We start from the raw sequence: 17,371 nt of genomic DNA on the forward strand, positions 1-17,371 counted from the left end.
AAATTAATATTACTATATTTTATATAGTTTTTCCACAGTTACCACGCCTGTGATTTTTACTTATCAACAGCTCTTAATATAGTTGTTTGCACTAAAAAAAGACCGTTAAAAATTAACGATCTTTTTTATGTTTATGCAACAAATTTTAAAAAGAATGGTACGTTTTTTCGACTTTTCTTTTCATGATTTACTACCATCATTACTTCATACATTGTAATTGCAACTGATTTTCGTTTCCGATATGCAGTATATTTAGGAATCCATTCACTTACATATTTTTCTTTATATGCTCTTAGGCCTTGGAAGCCATAAAATGAATAACCAAATTCATAAATGTAATGCGCAACTTTTTCTTCAATGAAACTGAAATTAGATGTTCCTACATTTGCTAATGGTGTCATACCCATATCAAATTGTTGATATCCATTTTCAATTCCATATTTAAATAATGATATGAAGATTAAATCCATAATCCCAGATGGCGCATCTTTTTTATGCCTCATTAAATCGATTGACAACACATCTTTTTGCATCGGCATCAAATTAGCAAATGCGATGATATCATCAGCATCATTACGTACAATTGCAATTGGAGCCTGATTTAAATAATATTCATCAAAAAAACCAAGAGAAAAGCCTTTTTCATTTTGCCCGTCTAGCCAATCCTTCGAAATTTCATTTAATTCCGCAATAAATTCATGACTAAATGGCGGTTGCATTATCTCAAAGTGGAAATTTTCACGCTCGAATTTGTTCATTAATGCTCTTTCAGCTCTGCGCTTCTTTCCACTAAGAGAGAAATCAGCTAACTTTACAAAGCCTTCTTCACCAGTCTTAATAAAATCTAAGCCTAAATCATGAAGCAACATGGTTAAGTCGGCATTAATTTCATAAAATACTAACTCATATCCATAAATATCTGCTTTATTCATCAAATCTGTAAGCGCTGATTTAAGATAATCATAATTACCAACTGGTTCTCCCATAAAGATTAATTTATCGTTTTTTCGACGATACATGAAATACAAAACATCTTCACCATTTACTTTGTAAAAATAAATATTTTTATCACGTAAATGAGATAAATGACTTACTTCATTTCCTCCGTAACGTGAAATTATATTTTGTATCCTATCGCGGTCATAATTTACTTTTTTAAACGGATCAATATCCGATCTAAAGAAAATTACGATTGCTAATGTTATTAATAAGGCAATTAACAAGCCCATAAAACCGGAAAACCAAACTTGTTGTCCCGGAAAAATTAATAAATCCGGAATTTTTTTAACATTAATCCGCTTAAAATTAAGGTATCCAACAATTAAATATGTAATAAACGTGACGACAAAAATTCCACCATCTACAAAAATCTTCTTTAAAGAATATCTCAGCTGTTCACGGTATAATTCTTTTTTTGTCAAAATAACACTAACTAATACAATTGTTAGATAAATTGCAACCGTTGGCATATAAAAACGAAATAGTGCGTTCCCAATACCAATTAGAAGGACAATAATTGTTGGAATAAATGCCTTTTTCACTTTTGAATTAATACCACGCGCCATTGCAATCAACAAGAAAGCAAAAATCACATCCGTCATTTGGTTAATAAAAATCAGTGAATAATTATAAAAGGTTTGCGTCAACCGATTATAAAAGGGAATTCCCGGTACTACCGCTTCAATCAGCATTAAAATTCCTGAAAGATACATAAAGCCTGTAACTAAACCATGCGCAAATTTTTGTACTAATTGTGATGGAATAGATTTATAATAGGCATTGATTTTTTGCGCTAGTCCATGCATAAAAAGAAAAATACCAATTACAAATGGAACAATATAGTAAAAAATACGGAAGAAAAGTAACCATATTACCCCGATTGAACTGCTTACACCTAAATATTGAAGACCTAAAATGATAAAAACATCAAAAGATCCTAATCCCCCAGGTACCAAGGAAATAATTCCAATTACAGAACCAATTATATATAGGATAAACAAATCTAAGATACTAACCTTTACATTTAAAACATGCCCAACATAAAGAAAGAAGCCAGCCGCAAAAGCCCAATCTAAGATTGATCCTATCATTAAAAGTGCTTCTATTTTCCTAGATAAATCTTTAAAAAATTCACCATTGCTAATTCTTGTAAAAATTAACACGCTTGGGAAATATAATCCCCCTAAAACTAGCCAAATAATATAATGATACAAATGTATCTCATGTTTTCCTAATAATAAAAAGACCAAAGCTACCCAACAAAGAAAAGATAACCCTGCTAGTAAAAATAAAGCAATTTTTGAAATTGCATAGACAACCTGTTTCTTAGTTGCATTTTCATGATAGAAATTTGCTCTTAGCGTTGCCCCTAACAAGCCCCCAAAGCCTGCAATATTTGTAAATGTATTAGTTATCCATCCACTCTTAATAATATATTTAATCGAATATTTTCCGGGTAAAAATGAAACAATCGAAAAATCATAAATTAACATCGGACAAACAGCTAACAAGCCAAAGCAAAGCATACCTAAAAGCTCATAGATACTTTGTCCTGCTAAACCATTTCCTACTCGATTCCAATCAACCTCTTTAAAAATTTTTGCTAATTCAACAAAAACAAAAGCAATAATTGATAAAACAAATATTCCTTCAAGCCATGCAATATTTTTACGAATGTATGTTTGAATATTTTTCAAAGGTATCCCCCCATACTTAGATAAAATAAAAAAGGTCGGGATATTCCCGACCTCCTCTTATACATTAATTATTTTAATGTAACTTTAGCGCCAACTTCTTCTAACTTAGCTTGTAATTCTTCAGCTTCGTCTTTTGAAAGGCCTTCTTTAATTACTGAAGGAGCACCATCAACTAAGCCCTTAGCGTCTTTAAGACCAAGACCTGTGATGTCCTTAACAACTTTGATAACTTTAACTTTTGATGCGCCACCGTCTGTTAATTCAACATCGAATGAATCCTTAGCTGCTGCACCATCTGCTGCAGCGCCTGCTACTGCTACAGGAGCAGCTGCTGAAACACCGAATTCTTCTTCGATAGCTTTTACTAAGTCGTTTAATTCAAGAATGCTAGCTTCTTTTAAGTCAGCAATAATCTTTTCTGTATCTAATGCCATTTTGATTTCCTCCATTTGGGTAAATAATAATTTTATTTTTTAATTTAGTTTAAAAACACTACTTAGGCATTAAGCAGCATCTTCATCTTTGCTGTCGGCAACAGCCTTAACAGCGTAAGCAACATTGCGAACTGGTGCTTGCAATACTGATAATAGCATTGAAAGTAAACCTTCGCGGTTTGGTAATTTGGCAAGTGCGTTGATTTCTTCAAGAGAAACAACTTTACCTTCGATCATACCACCCTTAACTTCAAGAGCTTCATGGTCTTCAGCAAACTTAACCAATACACGTGCAGCAGCAGTTACATCTTCACTACCAAAAGCAACAGCTGTAGGACCACTAAATGTGTCATCTAAGCCTTCGTAACCTGCTTTTTCAGCTGCACGCTTCAAGAATGTATTCTTGATAACACGCATTTCTACGCCTGATTCACGAAGTTGTTTACGTAAATCTGTAACTTCTTCAACTGTAAGACCACGGTAGTCAACAACAACAGCTGATGATGCATTTTCAAATTTAGCTACAACTTCATCAACGATAGCAGCTTTCTTTGCGATAATTTCCTTACTCATTTTTTCAATTCACCTCCATAGTCATTGTGTCAAAAAGCTTTTTTAATAAAAAAGCTCTATGTCCACACCAAGACACAGAGAGAGATTCGATTACTCCTCGGCAGGCATATTTAAGACTTACGTCACCTGAGTCTTAGGCAGAATTGTTATAACTTGACCTTTAATAGAATATCATTATTTTGCCTTTTGGTCAACTATTTTTAATAAAAAAAAAGGTAGAAATTTAAATTTCTACCTTTTGATAACAATATTAAAGTGCTGAAGTATCTACTGTAACACTTGGTCCGAATGTTGAAGCAACAGAAACGTGCTTGATGTAAACACCTTTAACTGATGCTGGACGTGCTTTAGCAATAACTTCGTAAACTGCTTTAAAGTTACCTTCAAGTGCATCTGCACCGAATGAAACTTTACCAAGTGGCACGTGTACGTTACCGTCACGGTCTGTACGGTAAGTAACTTGTCCTGACTTAGCATCTGTAACAGCCTTAGTTACATCCATTGTAACTGTACCTGTCTTAGGGTTTGGCATTAAGCCTTTAGGTCCTAATACACGACCTAAACGACCTACTTGAGCCATCATGTCTGGTGTAGCAATAGCAACATCAAAGTCTAACCAGCCATCTTGGATACGTGCAACTAAGTCGTCGTCACCAACAACATCTGCACCTGCATCCTTAGCTTCTTGTGCCTTAGCACCTTTAGCGAATACAACAACTGTTTGGTCTTTACCTGTACCGTTTGGTAAAACCATTGCTCCACGTAATTGTTGATCAGCTTGCTTTGTATCAACGTTTAAGTTGAAAGCAACTTCTACAGTTGCATCAAAGTTTGCGAAATCAATTTTCTTTACTAATTCAAGTGCTTCGTTGGCAGCGTATAACTTACCTTCTTCAACTTGCTTAGCAGCTTCTAAATACTTTTTACTTTTTTTCTTAGCCATTAGTGAAATTTCCTCCTTGCAATATGTGGTCTATCGGATAAACCTCCCACTTGGTACATTTATTTTCATAAAGTACCCGTCTGAGAAGCGCGGCCGTAGAAATTAGTCTTCTACAACAAAGCCCATGCTTCGTGCAGTACCTTCAATCATGCGCATAGCAGCTTCTACGTCTGCAGCGTTTAGATCTTGCATTTTTGTTTCAGCGATTTCCTTAACTTGTGCACGGTTAACTGTTGCAACCTTGTTTGTGTTAGGTTCGCCTGAACCCTTTTGTACACCAGCAGCTTTCTTAAGTAAAACTGCAGCAGGTGGTGTCTTTGTAACGAAGTCGAATGAACGGTCTTCGTATACAGAGATAACAACTGGGATGATCATACCAGCTTGGTCAGCTGTACGAGCGTTGAATTCTTTTGTGAATCCCATGATGTTAATACCTGCTTGACCTAAAGCAGGACCAACTGGTGGTGCTGGAGTTGCTTGTCCAGCAGGAATTTGTAATTTAACAACGTTTACTACGTTTTTTGCCACGGTAAAAACCTCCTGTTCCGTGTGTGGTACGGATGGCTAGAAATATTTAGCCTCCCACAGTATGCCAAAAGCATACTAGATTATTTTATCATTTATCTATTAGAAAAACAAGCTAGTTTAAATTAAATTCTCAACTTGATTAAAATCTAATTCGGCAGCTGTTTCACGACCGAACATGTCAATATTTACGTGCACTTTCATCTTTTCATCGTCAATTGCTGTTACTTTACCAACAAGACCTGCAAATGCCCCATCAATAATTGTAACTGATTCACCGACTTCAGCTTTGAAGTTTGAATTTTTACGAGTTGCATCCATCCCGATTTGATTAAGAATATGTTCGATTTCTTCGTCTAATAATGGTGCTGGCTTACTACCTGAACCATGTGATCCAACAAAGCCCGTTACCCCTGGAGTGTTTCGAACAACGTACCATGATTGGTCAGTCATTACCATTTCAACTAAAACATATCCGGGGAAAGTTTTTAAAGTTTCCTTTTTTTCTTTTCCAGTTTTAGTTGTTTCTACTTTTTCTTCTTCAGGAACAACAACGCGGAAAATGAAATCTTCCATTCCCATAGATGTTGCGCGTGATTCTAAGTTTTCTTTAACTTTATTTTCATATCCTGCATATGTATGCAAAACAAACCATTTCTTTTCTGCTGATTCGACTGTATGTGCCATTTCATGTTCTCCTTAATTTTTTTGTAAAAGAAAAAAGCCTCCAAAAATTGCTCGGGGCTCTTTTCTCATTGTATCAGAAAATATCGTCCAATTCTAGAGTTCATTAAACGAAAAGTTTAAGCAAAGTTTGAATTCCCCAGTCTACAACTGCAAAAAATGCAATAAATGCAACTGAAAATAAAACTACAACTGAAGTATATTTTCTTGTTTCTTTACCAGTTAACCATGTTGTTTCTTTCATGGTTTTAAAAACACTCTTAATAAATTTCATGAAGTCTCACTCCAACAATTATTTTGTTTCTTTGTGTAATGTATGCTTTCCGCAATATTTACAAAATTTTTGTACTTCTAGACGTTCTGTTCGATTTGGGTTTTCAGTAATTGAATAATTTCTTGAACCACATTGTGAACAAGCTAGTGCTACTTTCTTTTTACCTGCCATTAGAGTTCTCCTTTTAATAAATACATGTTCACTCTATCATGCATCCTCATTTTCTGTCAATAATTCAAATATTATAAACTGTCTCTTAACTCTGCTAACTTATCTAATTGCTCGTCACTCCAAGTTAGGCGCTTGGCTTTTCCTTGATTTTGATACATTTTAGCTGCAGAAGAAACTTCTTTTTTTGAACGTTTGATTTCTTGATATAATTCCCATGCTGGAAGTCGTAATGCTCCTTGGGAAAATACAACCCATTGTTCAGCTTGATCACTTGTTGCAACTCTAACTTGAGTAATTGGTGTTTGTAATTCACCTGCTAGTTTTTCAATATACGTATCTGCCGTTTGCTCTTCAGCTGTGAAAATAACCGTTAAATTATATTGATCATATTTTTGTGCTATTCCTGGAACGTACATTGCATCAAAAACCACAATAATATCCGCATTAGCTTGCTTATGGTAATTTGATAAAATTCGCAACAATTGATCTCTAGCATCTTCTAATTTATTATGTTTCTTTAATTTTTCAAGTTCAGGCCAATTTCCTATCATGTTGTATGCATCTACAATCAAGATATTTTTCTTCATTATTAATTACCTCGAGAAGTAAATCCTTGATAAATCAACAAACTAGCTGCGACACTCGCATTTAAACTTTGAACATGCCCTACCATCGGAATCGTAAGCATTTCATCGCAGTTCTTCTTCACAAGCTCAGAAATTCCTTTCCCTTCGTTTCCAATCACTAAAGCAGTCGCTCCTTTAGCGCTCCACTTACGGTAATCGGTTCCTTTCATATCGGTTCCAAAAACCCATACTCCGCGCTCTTTTAATTCTTTAATTGTTTGAACTAGGTTATTTACACGTGCAACTGGCACATATTCAATTGCTCCAGTAGACGTTTTGGCAACTACTGAAGTTAATTGAACTGCTCTTCTTTTAGGAATAATAATTCCGTGTACCCCTGCTGCATCGGCTGTACGCATAATTGAACCAAGATTATGTGGATCTTCTATTCCATCAAGAATTAATATGAATGGATCTTCTTGTTTCTTTTCTGCTAATGCAAAAATATCATCAATTTCTGAGTATTTGTATGAAGCAACAGCAATTGCAACTCCTTGATGATTTTGATTATTTGTCATTTTATCAAGTTTTGATTTAGGAACAAAAGAAACTACTAATCCATTTTCTTTTGCTTTTTTATAAATTTCATGAATTGCATCAGATTTTAAATTTTCTTGTAAGAAAACTTTGTTAATCTCACCATCTTTTTTTAAAGCCGCCATTGCAGGATGACGTCCGATAATAAAATCTAGTGTTTCATTTTTATCAGCCATTACTTACCTTCTTTCTCTACTGTATCAATACACCATTGTGCAAGTTCATTTAAACGCTCTTTTTGTTCACTTAAGTATAGATATCCAAATAATGCTTCAAACCCCGTAGAAATACGATATGTTACCACATTCGTATTTTTTGCAGAAGTATGACTTTTAGCATTACGTCCTCGCTTAAAAAATTCTAATTCTTTTTCATTAAGAATTTCTTCTTCCATCATTTTTTCGATTAAAAATGCTTGGGCTTTAGCGGATACAAAACGCGTTGCACGATGGTGAAGACGGGTTGGCTTTGTCATTCCTTGTTTTAATAAATGTTCACGCACATATACTTCGTAAATTGCATCTCCCATATATGCGAGTGCAATTCCGTTTGTTTGCATGTAATCTACAGTTTTATTTTCCATTATTTCTTTTTCCACCTTGTACCTTGAGCTGTATCTTCTAAAATAATCCCCATTTCTTGAAGTTGATCACGAATTTCATCGCTACGTTCAAAGTTCTTATTTTTACGTGCTTCGTTACGTTCCGCAATTAATGCTTCAATTTCATCATCTAAGAATTCTTTTTTACCAAATTCAATCCCAAAAATACTTAACATTTGATTATATAAACTAATCATTTTTTGAATTGTTTCAGCAAAAACAGTCTCTTTTTCAGAATAAAGATTCATTTTCTTAGCGAGTTCATAAACTACAGCAATTCCATTTTGGACATTAAAATCATCATCCATTGCTTCAGTAAACTTATCTTTAATTGCTTGTAAATCACTTTCATCATCAGTGCCCTCAAGCGCATTTGCCATTCGATATTCTAAGTTTTCATATGCAGTTTTTAACTTCTTTAAGTTATTATTAGCTTCATCTAAATTCTTTTGACTATATTGAATTGGACGGCGATATTGTGTAGTCGCAATAAAGAAACGGATAACCTTTGGATCTACTTCTTTCAATAAATCATGCACCGTAACAAAGTTACCTAATGATTTACTCATTTTTTCGTCATTTTCGCCAATCGTTACAAAACCATTATGCAGCCAGTAGTTTGCAAATTTTTTACCTGTCTTAGCTTCACTTTGCGCAATTTCATTTTCATGGTGAGGAAACTCTAAATCTTGTCCGCCAGCATGAATATCTATTGTTTCACCTAAATATTTTGTTGCCATAACCGAGCATTCGATATGCCAGCCTGGTCTCCCTTGGCCCCAAGGAGATTGCCATGAAATTTCTTCTGGTTTCGCTGCTTTCCACAAAGCAAAATCAAGTGGATCTTCTTTTTTATCTTGATCATTATCGTTAACTCGACTACTTGCCCCGAGTTCTAAATCATCAATTGATTGGCCTGATAACTTGCCATATTCTTGAAATTTACGCGTTCTAAAGTAGACATCTCCTTGTGCCGGATATGCATAACCTTTTTCAATTAAAGCTGCAACAAATTCGATAATTTCATCCATGTTATCCATAACTCTTGGATTCATTGTTGCTCTTTGGACATTTAATGCATCAGTATCTTCATAAAATGCTTCAATGAATTTTTGCGTCAATTCATTTACTGATAAATTATTTTCTTGACTTGCTTTAATAATTTTATCATCAACATCTGTAAAATTTGACACATAGTTAACGTGATAACCACGATATTCTAAATAGCGGCGAATTGTATCAAAAGCAATGGTACTTCGCGCATTTCCAATATGAATGTAGTTATAAACTGTTGGTCCACAAACATACATTGATACCTCATTAGGTTTTAAGGTTTTAAATTCTTCTTTTTCATTCGTCAAGGTATTATAGACTTTAATCATTGTCCCACTCCTTTCTTCATACAACAAAATATAACAAAAGGTTGTGACTTATTGCCACAACCTTATTGTTTAGCTATTAGTTTAATTCTTCTAACGTCTTTTTAACGTGTTCAAGAGCTTTCTTGCGTCCTAACAATTCGATTGATGGAGCCAATTCTGGGCCATGCATTTCTCTTGTTGTAGCGATACGAATTGGCATGAATAATTGACGTCCTTTAATCTTTGTTTCCTTTTGAATAGCTTTAATTGTTGCTTGAATTTCAACAGAATCAAAGATTGGTAAATCTTGAACTTTCTTTGCAAATGCTTCAATTACAGTTTTAGCTGATTCGTCAGCTAATTCTGCTTTAGCATCTTCACTTAATACAGGTGGTTCATTAAAGAATACATCTGCCATTTCAACAATTTGACCAGTGTATGACATTTGGTTCTTGTATAAACTGATTAACTTGCGAGCCAAGCAATTGTCATTGCATCTGGGTCTTCTTGAATCTTACCAGCTTTAATTAATTGTTTTAATGCTGAGTCCATTACGTCGTCTTCTTTTGCATCTTTAACGTATTGGTTGTTAATCCATTCAAGTTTCTTACCGTCAAATGCAGCTGGTGATTTACTCAAACGGTTTGGATCAAACATCTTAATAAATTGTTGTTTTGTAAAGATTTCATCTTCACCTACTGGAGACCAACCTAATAATGTAATAAAGTTAAACATTGCATCTGGTAAGTAACCTAATTCACGGTATTGTTCAATAAATTGAAGCACTGTTTCATCACGTTTTGATAATTTCTTACCAGTTTCAGTATTAATAATTAATGACATGTGTCCAAATTCAGGAGCTTGCCAACCGAATGCTTCGTAAACAGCTAATTGTTTAGGTGTGTTAGCCACATGGTCATCCCCACGTAAAACGTGAGTAATTTCCATCATGTGGTCGTCAACTACAACAGCAAAGTTGTATGTTGGCATGCCATCACGTTTTTGAATAACAAAATCACCACCAATTGTATCTGATAAGAAGCTAATCTTACCTTTTACAATATCATCCCATTCGTACGTCTTGCCTTGTGGAACACGAATACGAACAACGGGTTTAATTCCTTTTGCTTGGCGTTCTTGTTGAACTTGCTTAATTTCTTCAGCTGACATACCTTCATATTCATAGACATAACGTGGAGCTTCTCCGTTAGCTTTTTGTTCTTCACGTTGAGCTTCAAGTTCTTCTTCAGTCATGTATGAGTAATATGCTAAATCTTTGTCTAAAAGTTCTTGAATTAATGGTTGGTAAATGTCTTTTCTTTCAGATTGACGATATGGACCATATTTACCTGGTTTATCTGGACCTTCATCCCAATCGATACCTAACCATTCAAGGTTATCCATTTGGCTTCTTTCACCATCAGCGATATTACGTTTTGTATCTGTATCTTCAATACGTAATACAAACGTTCCTTTGTTATGTCTTGCAAATAAATAATTAAATAATGCTGTACGTGCATTTCCAATGTGTAAATGTCCTGTTGGACTTGGAGCGTAACGTACACGAATCTTGTTTTTAGCCACTATAAGCGCCTCTTTCTTATCTCGAAATATATAATACTATCCTATTTTACAATGATTAGCTTAAAAAATAAACTATCCATCTCAGATAAATTTGTTAATTTTAATTTTTCTCTGCTAATTCACGTTTTGAATGCGTTGGCTTTGCGAAAATCATGCGTCCAGCATCCGTTTGAATGGTACTTGTTACAATAACTTCAATGGATTTATTCAAGTAGTATCTTCCATCTTCAACAACAATCATTGTACCATCATCTAAATATGCAACTCCTTGTTGTCTTTCAGTACCATTTTTTATTACCATGACATTTAATTTTTCTCCGGGCAACACTCGCGGCTTAATTGCTTTTGCTAACGCATTAATATTTAAAACTTCAACATTTTGAAATTCACAAACTTTATTCAAGTTATAATCATTCGTTACAATAACTGCATCCAAAACTTTAGCTAACTTAATTAACTTACTATCAACTTCCTTGATATCTTCAAAGTCACCGTCATACATTTTTACTGGAATTATTTTTTCAGACCGTAATTTATTTAATATATCTAAACCACGGCGACCACGAACCCGTTTAATACTTTCAGCAGAATCAGCAATATATTGTAATTCATATAAAACAAAATTAGGGACAACTAATGTTCCTTCAATAAATCCAATCTTTGCTAAATCATAAATCCTACCATCAATCAAAATATTAGTATCCAGCAATTTATAACGATGAAAATTGTCTCCAACTTTACGTAACAACACTTCTCCTTCCTCTGTTTTTTTCGGACGGAATAATAATCTACGTAAATTACTCAAACGTTCTTTCCCAACAACATATCCCAAATAAGTAAAGATAATCATTAAAACAATCGGTAAAATTGTACTAATAAAAAATATCTGTGACTTAAATAAGATAGATGATACCATGACTGCGATTATTAAACCAACTGTCATCGAAAGCGTTGTCGAAACAATAATTTCTGGCTTTTGTTTAACTAAAGATGTCTCGATTCTGATAATAAATTTTTCAATTGGAACAATCAAAAAAGCCCCTACAATTAACATTAAAATTAAACCAATAATTGCGTTAACTAAAGAATTTTGTAACCACTGATATTTAACATTAAATAATTTCCATAATTCAGGTAAAAATGTATATCCAGCGCCGATTCCTAAAATTGCTAAGACTAAACCGATAATTCTTTTTCTCATTATCTTCACCTTCTTTTATGCTAATTAAAAACCACTTTTAACGCTTGAGTTAAGGTACTTACTCCTACAACTTCAATATCACTTGAAATTTGCCAGCCATCCAAGTTATTTTGAGGAATAATTACTCGTTTAAAACCTAATTTAGCAGCTTCATTAACTCGTTGTTCAATTCGATTTACCCGACGAATTTCACCCGTTAGTCCAACTTCACCAATAAAACAATCTGTTGGTTGGGTTTCTTTATCACGATAACTTGATGCAATACTAATTGCTACAGCTAAGTCAATTGCAGGTTCATCAAGTTTAACTCCTCCAGCCGCTTTTAGATATGCATCTTGGTTTTGTAAGAGTAAACCGGCTCTTTTTTCAAGTACAGCCATAATTAAAGCAACGCGGTTGTGATCCAATCCTGTCGTTGTTCTTTTTGCATTTCCAAATGCCGTCGGAGTCACCAAAGCTTGAATTTCTACTAAAATTGGACGTGTTCCTTCTAAAGAAACTACAACAGAAGAACCGGTTGCTCCTCTTAGACGTTCTTCTAAAAATATTTCTGAAGGGTTAGCAACTTCACTCAACCCGCCGTTTTTCATTTCAAAAATTCCGATTTCATTCGTTGAACCAAATCGATTTTTAACCGCTCTTAAAATTCGATAAGTCCGGTGCATATCCCCTTCAAAATACAATACTGTATCAACCATATGCTCTAAAATTTTAGGTCCTGCAATTGCTCCACCTTTAGTGACGTGACCAACCACAAAGACAGTAATTCCATTCGTCTTAGCAATTTGCATCAAATCAGCCGTTACTTCTCTAATTTGAGAAACACTCCCGACGGCAGCAGTCATTTCTGGTTCTTGCATGGTTTGAACCGAATCAATTACTACAAAATCAGGATTCATATCATTAATATACTTACGGATACTATCCATATCTGTTTCAGGATAAAGATATAATTCTTGTCCAGTAACTCCTAGTCGATCGGCACGCATTTTGATTTGCGTAGCACTTTCTTCTCCCGAAACATATAACACAGTTTTATCAAGGGATGCCAACTGGCCTGATACTTGTAGCAATAACGTTGACTTTCCAATTCCAGGATCACCACCGATTAAGACTAACGAACCAGGAACAATCCCTCCCCCTAAAACACGATTTAATTCACCAATGTTAGTGTCAAAACGTGGAGTTTGTTTTGCGGTTACATCACCAATTTTTTCTGGTTTCACAGTTGTTCCAGAAATATCAACTCTTGGTTGTGATTTTGATGAAACACTTTGCTTTTTTTCAATTTCTTCTGTCAAGCTGTTCCACTGTCCGCAATTAGGGCATCTACCTAAATATCGTGGCGAAACATATCCACATTCTTGACAAACATATTTAGTTTTTACTTTTGCCATTTATTCATCCCCCTATTTTCCTGAAGAGCCAAATCCACCTGTCCGTTCATTAATTGGACTTTGTTCATCATCTGCAATTAAATATGGCATAAAAATCCCCTGTCCAATCCGTTCACCTTTTTTTATTAATTGATCAGTAATTCCAAAATTTATTAATTGAAAAAATAGCTCTCCTTCATTACTTGGATTATTATAATAATCCGCATCAACAATCCCGACACCATTTGGTAAAATCAACTGTCGTTTTAAAGGTCCACTTGAACGATTAACAAGTAACAAAAATTCATCTTCTTGCATATATGCCTTAATTCCCGTAGGAACCAAGAAAGGTTTTAAGACAGATTTAGCTGTTAATAATTCATCATTTGAATATTGTTTTTGCTTCCTTATTAATTGTAAAATCTTCAAAAAATTTAATTTCCAAATACTTGGAATCAAGAAATCTTCGCGGGCAAAGAAATCATAACCAGCTGCGTTTTTTGTCATCCGAATTGGTAATTTAATCCCATCATTTTGATATTTCGTGACAATTTCAAATCCTCGTTTCATTTCATTTACCTCAAATATTTTTTATCATCTACTATCTTAACATTAATTAGTTAAATTAGTTATGCTATACGCAAAAATTCAATTTTATTACATGCTATAATTAACTTGTGAGGTGATTTTATGGAATACAAATTTACAAATAATTCCTTTGACTTATACAAAGATGAAAAAATAGTTGCTCATATTGGTTTTACAATGATTGATGATAATCAAACTTACGTAGTTGAAACCACATTCGTAAACGATGACTATCGTGGCCAAGGAATTGCCGGTAAAATTACAAAAGAATTCTTGAAAAATGTTGCAGAACAAAATCAACAAGTTTTAGCTTTATGTCCTTTTACCGTTGAATTTTTAAAACGTCACCCTGAATATCAAAAATTAGTAAAAAATTCGGAGGAATAATAATGAATCAAGATGAACTAAAAGCTCTTGTTGGAAAAAAAGCTGTTGATTGGATTAAACCGGACATGATTGTTGGCCTTGGTACAGGTTCTACTGTTAAATTTATGGTTGACGAATTAGGAAGACGTGTCAATGAAGAAGGTCTTAACGTTATCGGCGTAACCACTTCTATTCGAACAAAAAAACAAGCCGAATCTCTTGGAATTACCATTAAAGATGTTGACGATGTTGATCACATCGATTTAACAATTGATGGTGCCGATGAAATTTCTGATGATTTTCAAGGAATTAAAGGCGGCGGTGCTGCGTTATTATTTGAAAAAATTGTTGCGACTAAATCAAAGAAAAACATTTGGATTGTTGATGAAAGCAAACTTTCAAAAAACATTGGTTCTTTCCCTCTTCCAGTCGAAGTAATTCCATACGGAAGTGGCACAGTCTTGGAAAACTTTAAGCAAAAAGGATTAAATCCTAAATTCAGAATCAATGAAGATGGTTCTTTACTTAAAACAGATTCAGGAAACTATATTATTGATTTACACTTACAAGAAATTAAACAGCCCCATGAATTAGCCGAATACTTAATTCATCAAGTTGGGGTGGTTGAACATGGTTTATTCTTAGATTTAGTTAATACTGTGATTGTTGGAACACAAAATGGACCACAAGTATTAGAAGCGAGATAAAAAAATATTTACTATTCTTAAATTTTGTTTTAAAATACTTATAATTTAATTAAAAGGATGGTGGTCTTTGTGCAAAAGGCAATTACAAGTGAACAACTTCAAGCATTTTCACAAGCCCTTGAAGCTGACAAAAAGCATGACGTTTTACGTCGTGCGGTAACAAAAAATGGAATTTTAGCAACTAGTGCTGATTATCGTTCTGAAGTCGATATGACGCCAGTATTTTCTATCGATTTAGATACTGGAGATGTTGCAAACCAAAAACAATCTGGTCGTTGTTGGATGTTTGCTGCATTAAACACAATGCGTCATGATATGAAAGATCGTTTTAAAGTTGCTAAAGATTTTGAATTATCTCAAAGTTACACATTCTTTTGGGATAAACTAGAAAAATCAAATTATTTTTACAATAACGTGATTGAAACAGCTTCATTACCAACCTCTGATCGTAAAGTTGCTTGGCTAATGACTACTCCACAACAAGATGGTGGCCAATGGGATATGATTACTGCAATTATTGCAAAATATGGGGTTGTACCTAAGAGTGTGATGCCTGAATCATATAACTCATCAAAATCAAATGAATTAAATTCTACTTTAAATCTTAAATTAAGAAAAGATGCTGTAGCATTACGAGAACTTGTTGCTAACAATGCGAGCGAAGAAGAACTTGAAGCATTCAAAACAAAGAATTTAGGTGAAATCTATCGTATTTTATCTTATACATTAGGTGTTCCTCCTACTAAATTTGATTTTGAATTCCGCGATCAAGATAACAACTATCACATTGAACAAGGAATTACACCACATGAATTCTATGAAAAATATGTTGGTTGGAATTTAGATGATTACGTATCAATCATCAATGCTCCAACATCAGATAAGCCATACAACCACATGTACACTGTTGAAATGTTAGGTAATGTCCTTGGCAGCCGTGGTGTTCGTCACTTAAATGTTGACATGGATACATTTAAGAAAGTTGCAATTAAACAACTTGAATCTGGCGAAAGTGTTTGGTTCGGTTGTGATGTTGGTCAAGAATCTGATCGTCAAAAAGGTATCATGGATACTGAACTTTATCACAAAGACCAATTATTTGATGTTGATTTTGCAATGTCAAAAGCTGAACGCTTAGATTATGCCGAAAGTTTAATGACACACGCAATGGTTTTAACTGGGGTAGATTTAGTTGATGGTAAATCAACTAAATGGAAAGTTGAAAACTCATGGGGTGACAAAGTTGGTACAAAAGGATTCTTTGTTATGAGTGATAACTGGATGAATGAATACTGCTACCAAGTTGTTGTTAACAAGAAATTCTTACCTCAAGAATTACAAGACGTTCTTAATGAAGAACCTAAAGTATTAGCTCCTTGGGATCCAATGGGATCATTAGCTTAAACAAAAAGAGACTGGAAATTCCAGTCTCTTTTTGTTTTTTTATAGTACTTTTTTATCAATAACTTCTAATTTTTTATTTAACGTATACACAATTGGTTGTGCATTGGCAACTTCAACCCCATCGATGTTTTCATCGCTAATCTTTTCAATGTACTTAATTAACGCTCTTAAAGTGCTTCCATGTGCTACAATTAACTGATTATTACCAGCAATTAATTGCGGTGCAATTTTTTCCACCCAATAAGGTAAAATTCGTTCACTTGCATCCCGTAAACTTTCCCCTACCGGCAATACGTCATACGGTATCTTTTCATAACGTCGTTGCATAATGGGTGATCTAATAAAGGTGGCTTAGCATCAAATGATCGCCGCCATAGTGCTACCTGCTTTTCTCCATATTTCTTCTTGGTAAAATCCTTATTTAAGCCACGCAATGCCCCGTAATGTCTTTCATTTAAACGCCAAGTTTTAGAAATTGGAAGGTACAATTGCTTTGATTCTTGCATAACCAAATTAGCGGTTTTAATAGCACGGACCAAAACAGAAGTATGGACTTGGGTAAACTGTAAGTTATTTTGCAATATTTTACGCCCCGCTTCACGTGCTTGTTGACAGCCATATTGCGTTAACGGCATATCTGACCAACCAGTATAAATATTAGCTTCATTTGCGGTACTTTGTCCGTGCCGTAACAATACAAGTTTTACCATGCTTTGTCCC

At 34.3% G+C, this 17,371-nt stretch carries 18 protein-coding genes, 2 pseudogenes and 1 other annotated feature; of the genes and pseudogenes, 3 read left to right on the forward strand and 17 right to left on the reverse strand.

Translation table 11 applies throughout. The features are described from left to right. Positions 1 to 131: 131 nt before the first annotated feature. From mprF to JCM14209_RS05890, 16 genes and pseudogenes are all read right to left on the reverse strand, one after another. Entirely contained in the window at positions 132 to 2,696 is a 2,565-nt protein-coding gene (mprF, locus tag JCM14209_RS05815; protein WP_025022612.1) for a bifunctional lysylphosphatidylglycerol flippase/synthetase MprF, read from the reverse strand. 68 nt (positions 2,697 to 2,764) lie between these two features. Further along, positions 2,765 to 3,130 (reverse strand): 50S ribosomal protein L7/L12, encoded by a 366-nt coding sequence (gene rplL / locus JCM14209_RS05820; RefSeq protein ID WP_025022613.1) that lies wholly within the window; start codon positions 3,128 to 3,130, stop codon positions 2,765 to 2,767. A 69-nt stretch (positions 3,131 to 3,199) separates the two neighbouring features. Then, positions 3,200 to 3,703 (reverse strand): 50S ribosomal protein L10, encoded by a 504-nt coding sequence (gene rplJ, locus JCM14209_RS05825; RefSeq protein ID WP_025022614.1) that lies wholly within the window; start codon positions 3,701 to 3,703, stop codon positions 3,200 to 3,202. A gap of 38 nt (positions 3,704 to 3,741) precedes the next feature. Beyond that, positions 3,742 to 3,859 (reverse strand) — a sequence feature (ribosomal protein L10 leader region). A 94-nt stretch (positions 3,860 to 3,953) separates the two neighbouring features. Then, positions 3,954 to 4,646: a 50S ribosomal protein L1 gene (gene rplA / locus JCM14209_RS05830; protein ID WP_025022615.1), complete on the reverse strand. Its 693-nt coding sequence runs from the start codon at positions 4,644 to 4,646 to the stop codon at positions 3,954 to 3,956. A 102-nt stretch (positions 4,647 to 4,748) separates the two neighbouring features. Further along, a complete protein-coding gene (gene rplK / locus JCM14209_RS05835; protein ID WP_025022616.1) occupies positions 4,749 to 5,174 on the reverse strand; it encodes a 50S ribosomal protein L11 in 426 nt (141 codons plus the stop codon). Positions 5,175 to 5,291: 117 nt separating this feature from the next. Next, positions 5,292 to 5,858: a transcription termination/antitermination protein NusG gene (gene nusG / locus JCM14209_RS05840; RefSeq protein WP_025022617.1), complete on the reverse strand. Its 567-nt coding sequence runs from the start codon at positions 5,856 to 5,858 to the stop codon at positions 5,292 to 5,294. A 103-nt stretch (positions 5,859 to 5,961) separates the two neighbouring features. Next, positions 5,962 to 6,129, reverse strand: coding sequence for a preprotein translocase subunit SecE (gene secE, locus JCM14209_RS05845; RefSeq protein WP_025022618.1), 168 nt, complete (start codon positions 6,127 to 6,129; stop codon positions 5,962 to 5,964). An 18-nt stretch (positions 6,130 to 6,147) separates the two neighbouring features. Next, positions 6,148 to 6,300 carry a 50S ribosomal protein L33 gene (gene rpmG / locus JCM14209_RS05850; RefSeq protein ID WP_025022619.1) on the reverse strand — a complete coding sequence of 51 codons (153 nt, stop codon included), beginning with the start codon at positions 6,298 to 6,300 and terminating at the stop codon, positions 6,148 to 6,150. Between the two features lie 71 nt (positions 6,301 to 6,371). Continuing rightward, complete coding sequence (locus JCM14209_RS05855; RefSeq protein ID WP_025022620.1) at positions 6,372 to 6,887, reverse strand: NYN domain-containing protein; 516 nt, start codon at positions 6,885 to 6,887, stop codon at positions 6,372 to 6,374. A gap of 2 nt (positions 6,888 to 6,889) precedes the next feature. Next, positions 6,890 to 7,639 carry a 23S rRNA (guanosine(2251)-2'-O)-methyltransferase RlmB gene (gene rlmB, locus JCM14209_RS05860; RefSeq protein ID WP_025022621.1) on the reverse strand — a complete coding sequence of 250 codons (750 nt, stop codon included), beginning with the start codon at positions 7,637 to 7,639 and terminating at the stop codon, positions 6,890 to 6,892. Then, entirely contained in the window at positions 7,639 to 8,046 is a 408-nt protein-coding gene (locus JCM14209_RS05865; RefSeq protein ID WP_025022622.1) for a Mini-ribonuclease 3, read from the reverse strand. The genes rlmB and JCM14209_RS05865 overlap by 1 nt, the downstream gene beginning before the upstream one ends. After that, positions 8,046 to 9,446, reverse strand: coding sequence for a cysteine--tRNA ligase (gene cysS, locus JCM14209_RS05870; protein WP_025022623.1), 1,401 nt, complete (start codon positions 9,444 to 9,446; stop codon positions 8,046 to 8,048). Before cysS ends, JCM14209_RS05865 begins: the two co-directional genes overlap by 1 nt. Before the next feature lie 76 nt (positions 9,447 to 9,522). Then, positions 9,523 to 11,009 (reverse strand): annotated as a pseudogene (gltX, locus tag JCM14209_RS09225) (glutamate--tRNA ligase). Positions 11,010 to 11,109: 100 nt separating this feature from the next. Continuing rightward, the gene (locus JCM14209_RS05880; protein ID WP_025022624.1) at positions 11,110 to 12,210 is read right to left on the reverse strand and encodes a PIN/TRAM domain-containing protein; all 1,101 of its coding nucleotides are present in this window, start codon (positions 12,208 to 12,210) and stop codon (positions 11,110 to 11,112) included. 20 nt (positions 12,211 to 12,230) lie between these two features. Then, positions 12,231 to 13,607: a DNA repair protein RadA gene (gene radA, locus JCM14209_RS05885; RefSeq protein WP_025022625.1), complete on the reverse strand. Its 1,377-nt coding sequence runs from the start codon at positions 13,605 to 13,607 to the stop codon at positions 12,231 to 12,233. Between the two features lie 12 nt (positions 13,608 to 13,619). Then, entirely contained in the window at positions 13,620 to 14,156 is a 537-nt protein-coding gene (locus JCM14209_RS05890; RefSeq protein ID WP_025022626.1) for a dCTP deaminase/dUTPase family protein, read from the reverse strand. 120 nt (positions 14,157 to 14,276) lie between these two features. On the opposite strand from JCM14209_RS05890, the gene JCM14209_RS05895 reads away from it, so the two are divergent. The 3 genes from JCM14209_RS05895 to JCM14209_RS05905 all read left to right on the forward strand — a co-directional run bounded on the left by JCM14209_RS05895 (position 14,277) and on the right by JCM14209_RS05905 (position 16,651). Further along, positions 14,277 to 14,561 carry a GNAT family N-acetyltransferase gene (locus tag JCM14209_RS05895; protein ID WP_025022627.1) on the forward strand — a complete coding sequence of 95 codons (285 nt, stop codon included), beginning with the start codon at positions 14,277 to 14,279 and terminating at the stop codon, positions 14,559 to 14,561. Positions 14,562 to 14,563: 2 nt separating this feature from the next. Further along, a complete protein-coding gene (rpiA, locus tag JCM14209_RS05900) occupies positions 14,564 to 15,247 on the forward strand; it encodes a ribose-5-phosphate isomerase RpiA (protein WP_025022628.1) in 684 nt (227 codons plus the stop codon). Between the two features lie 69 nt (positions 15,248 to 15,316). Beyond that, entirely contained in the window at positions 15,317 to 16,651 is a 1,335-nt protein-coding gene (locus JCM14209_RS05905; RefSeq protein ID WP_025022629.1) for a C1 family peptidase, read from the forward strand. Positions 16,652 to 16,690: 39 nt separating this feature from the next. Here JCM14209_RS05905 and JCM14209_RS09230 read toward each other — a convergent pair. Next, positions 16,691 to 17,361: pseudogene (locus tag JCM14209_RS09230) on the reverse strand (2,3-bisphosphoglycerate-dependent phosphoglycerate mutase). Positions 17,362 to 17,371: the final 10 nt, after the last annotated feature.

Source organism: Ligilactobacillus hayakitensis DSM 18933 = JCM 14209 (assembly GCF_000615845.1).
GTDB lineage: Bacteria > Bacillota > Bacilli > Lactobacillales > Lactobacillaceae > Ligilactobacillus > Ligilactobacillus hayakitensis.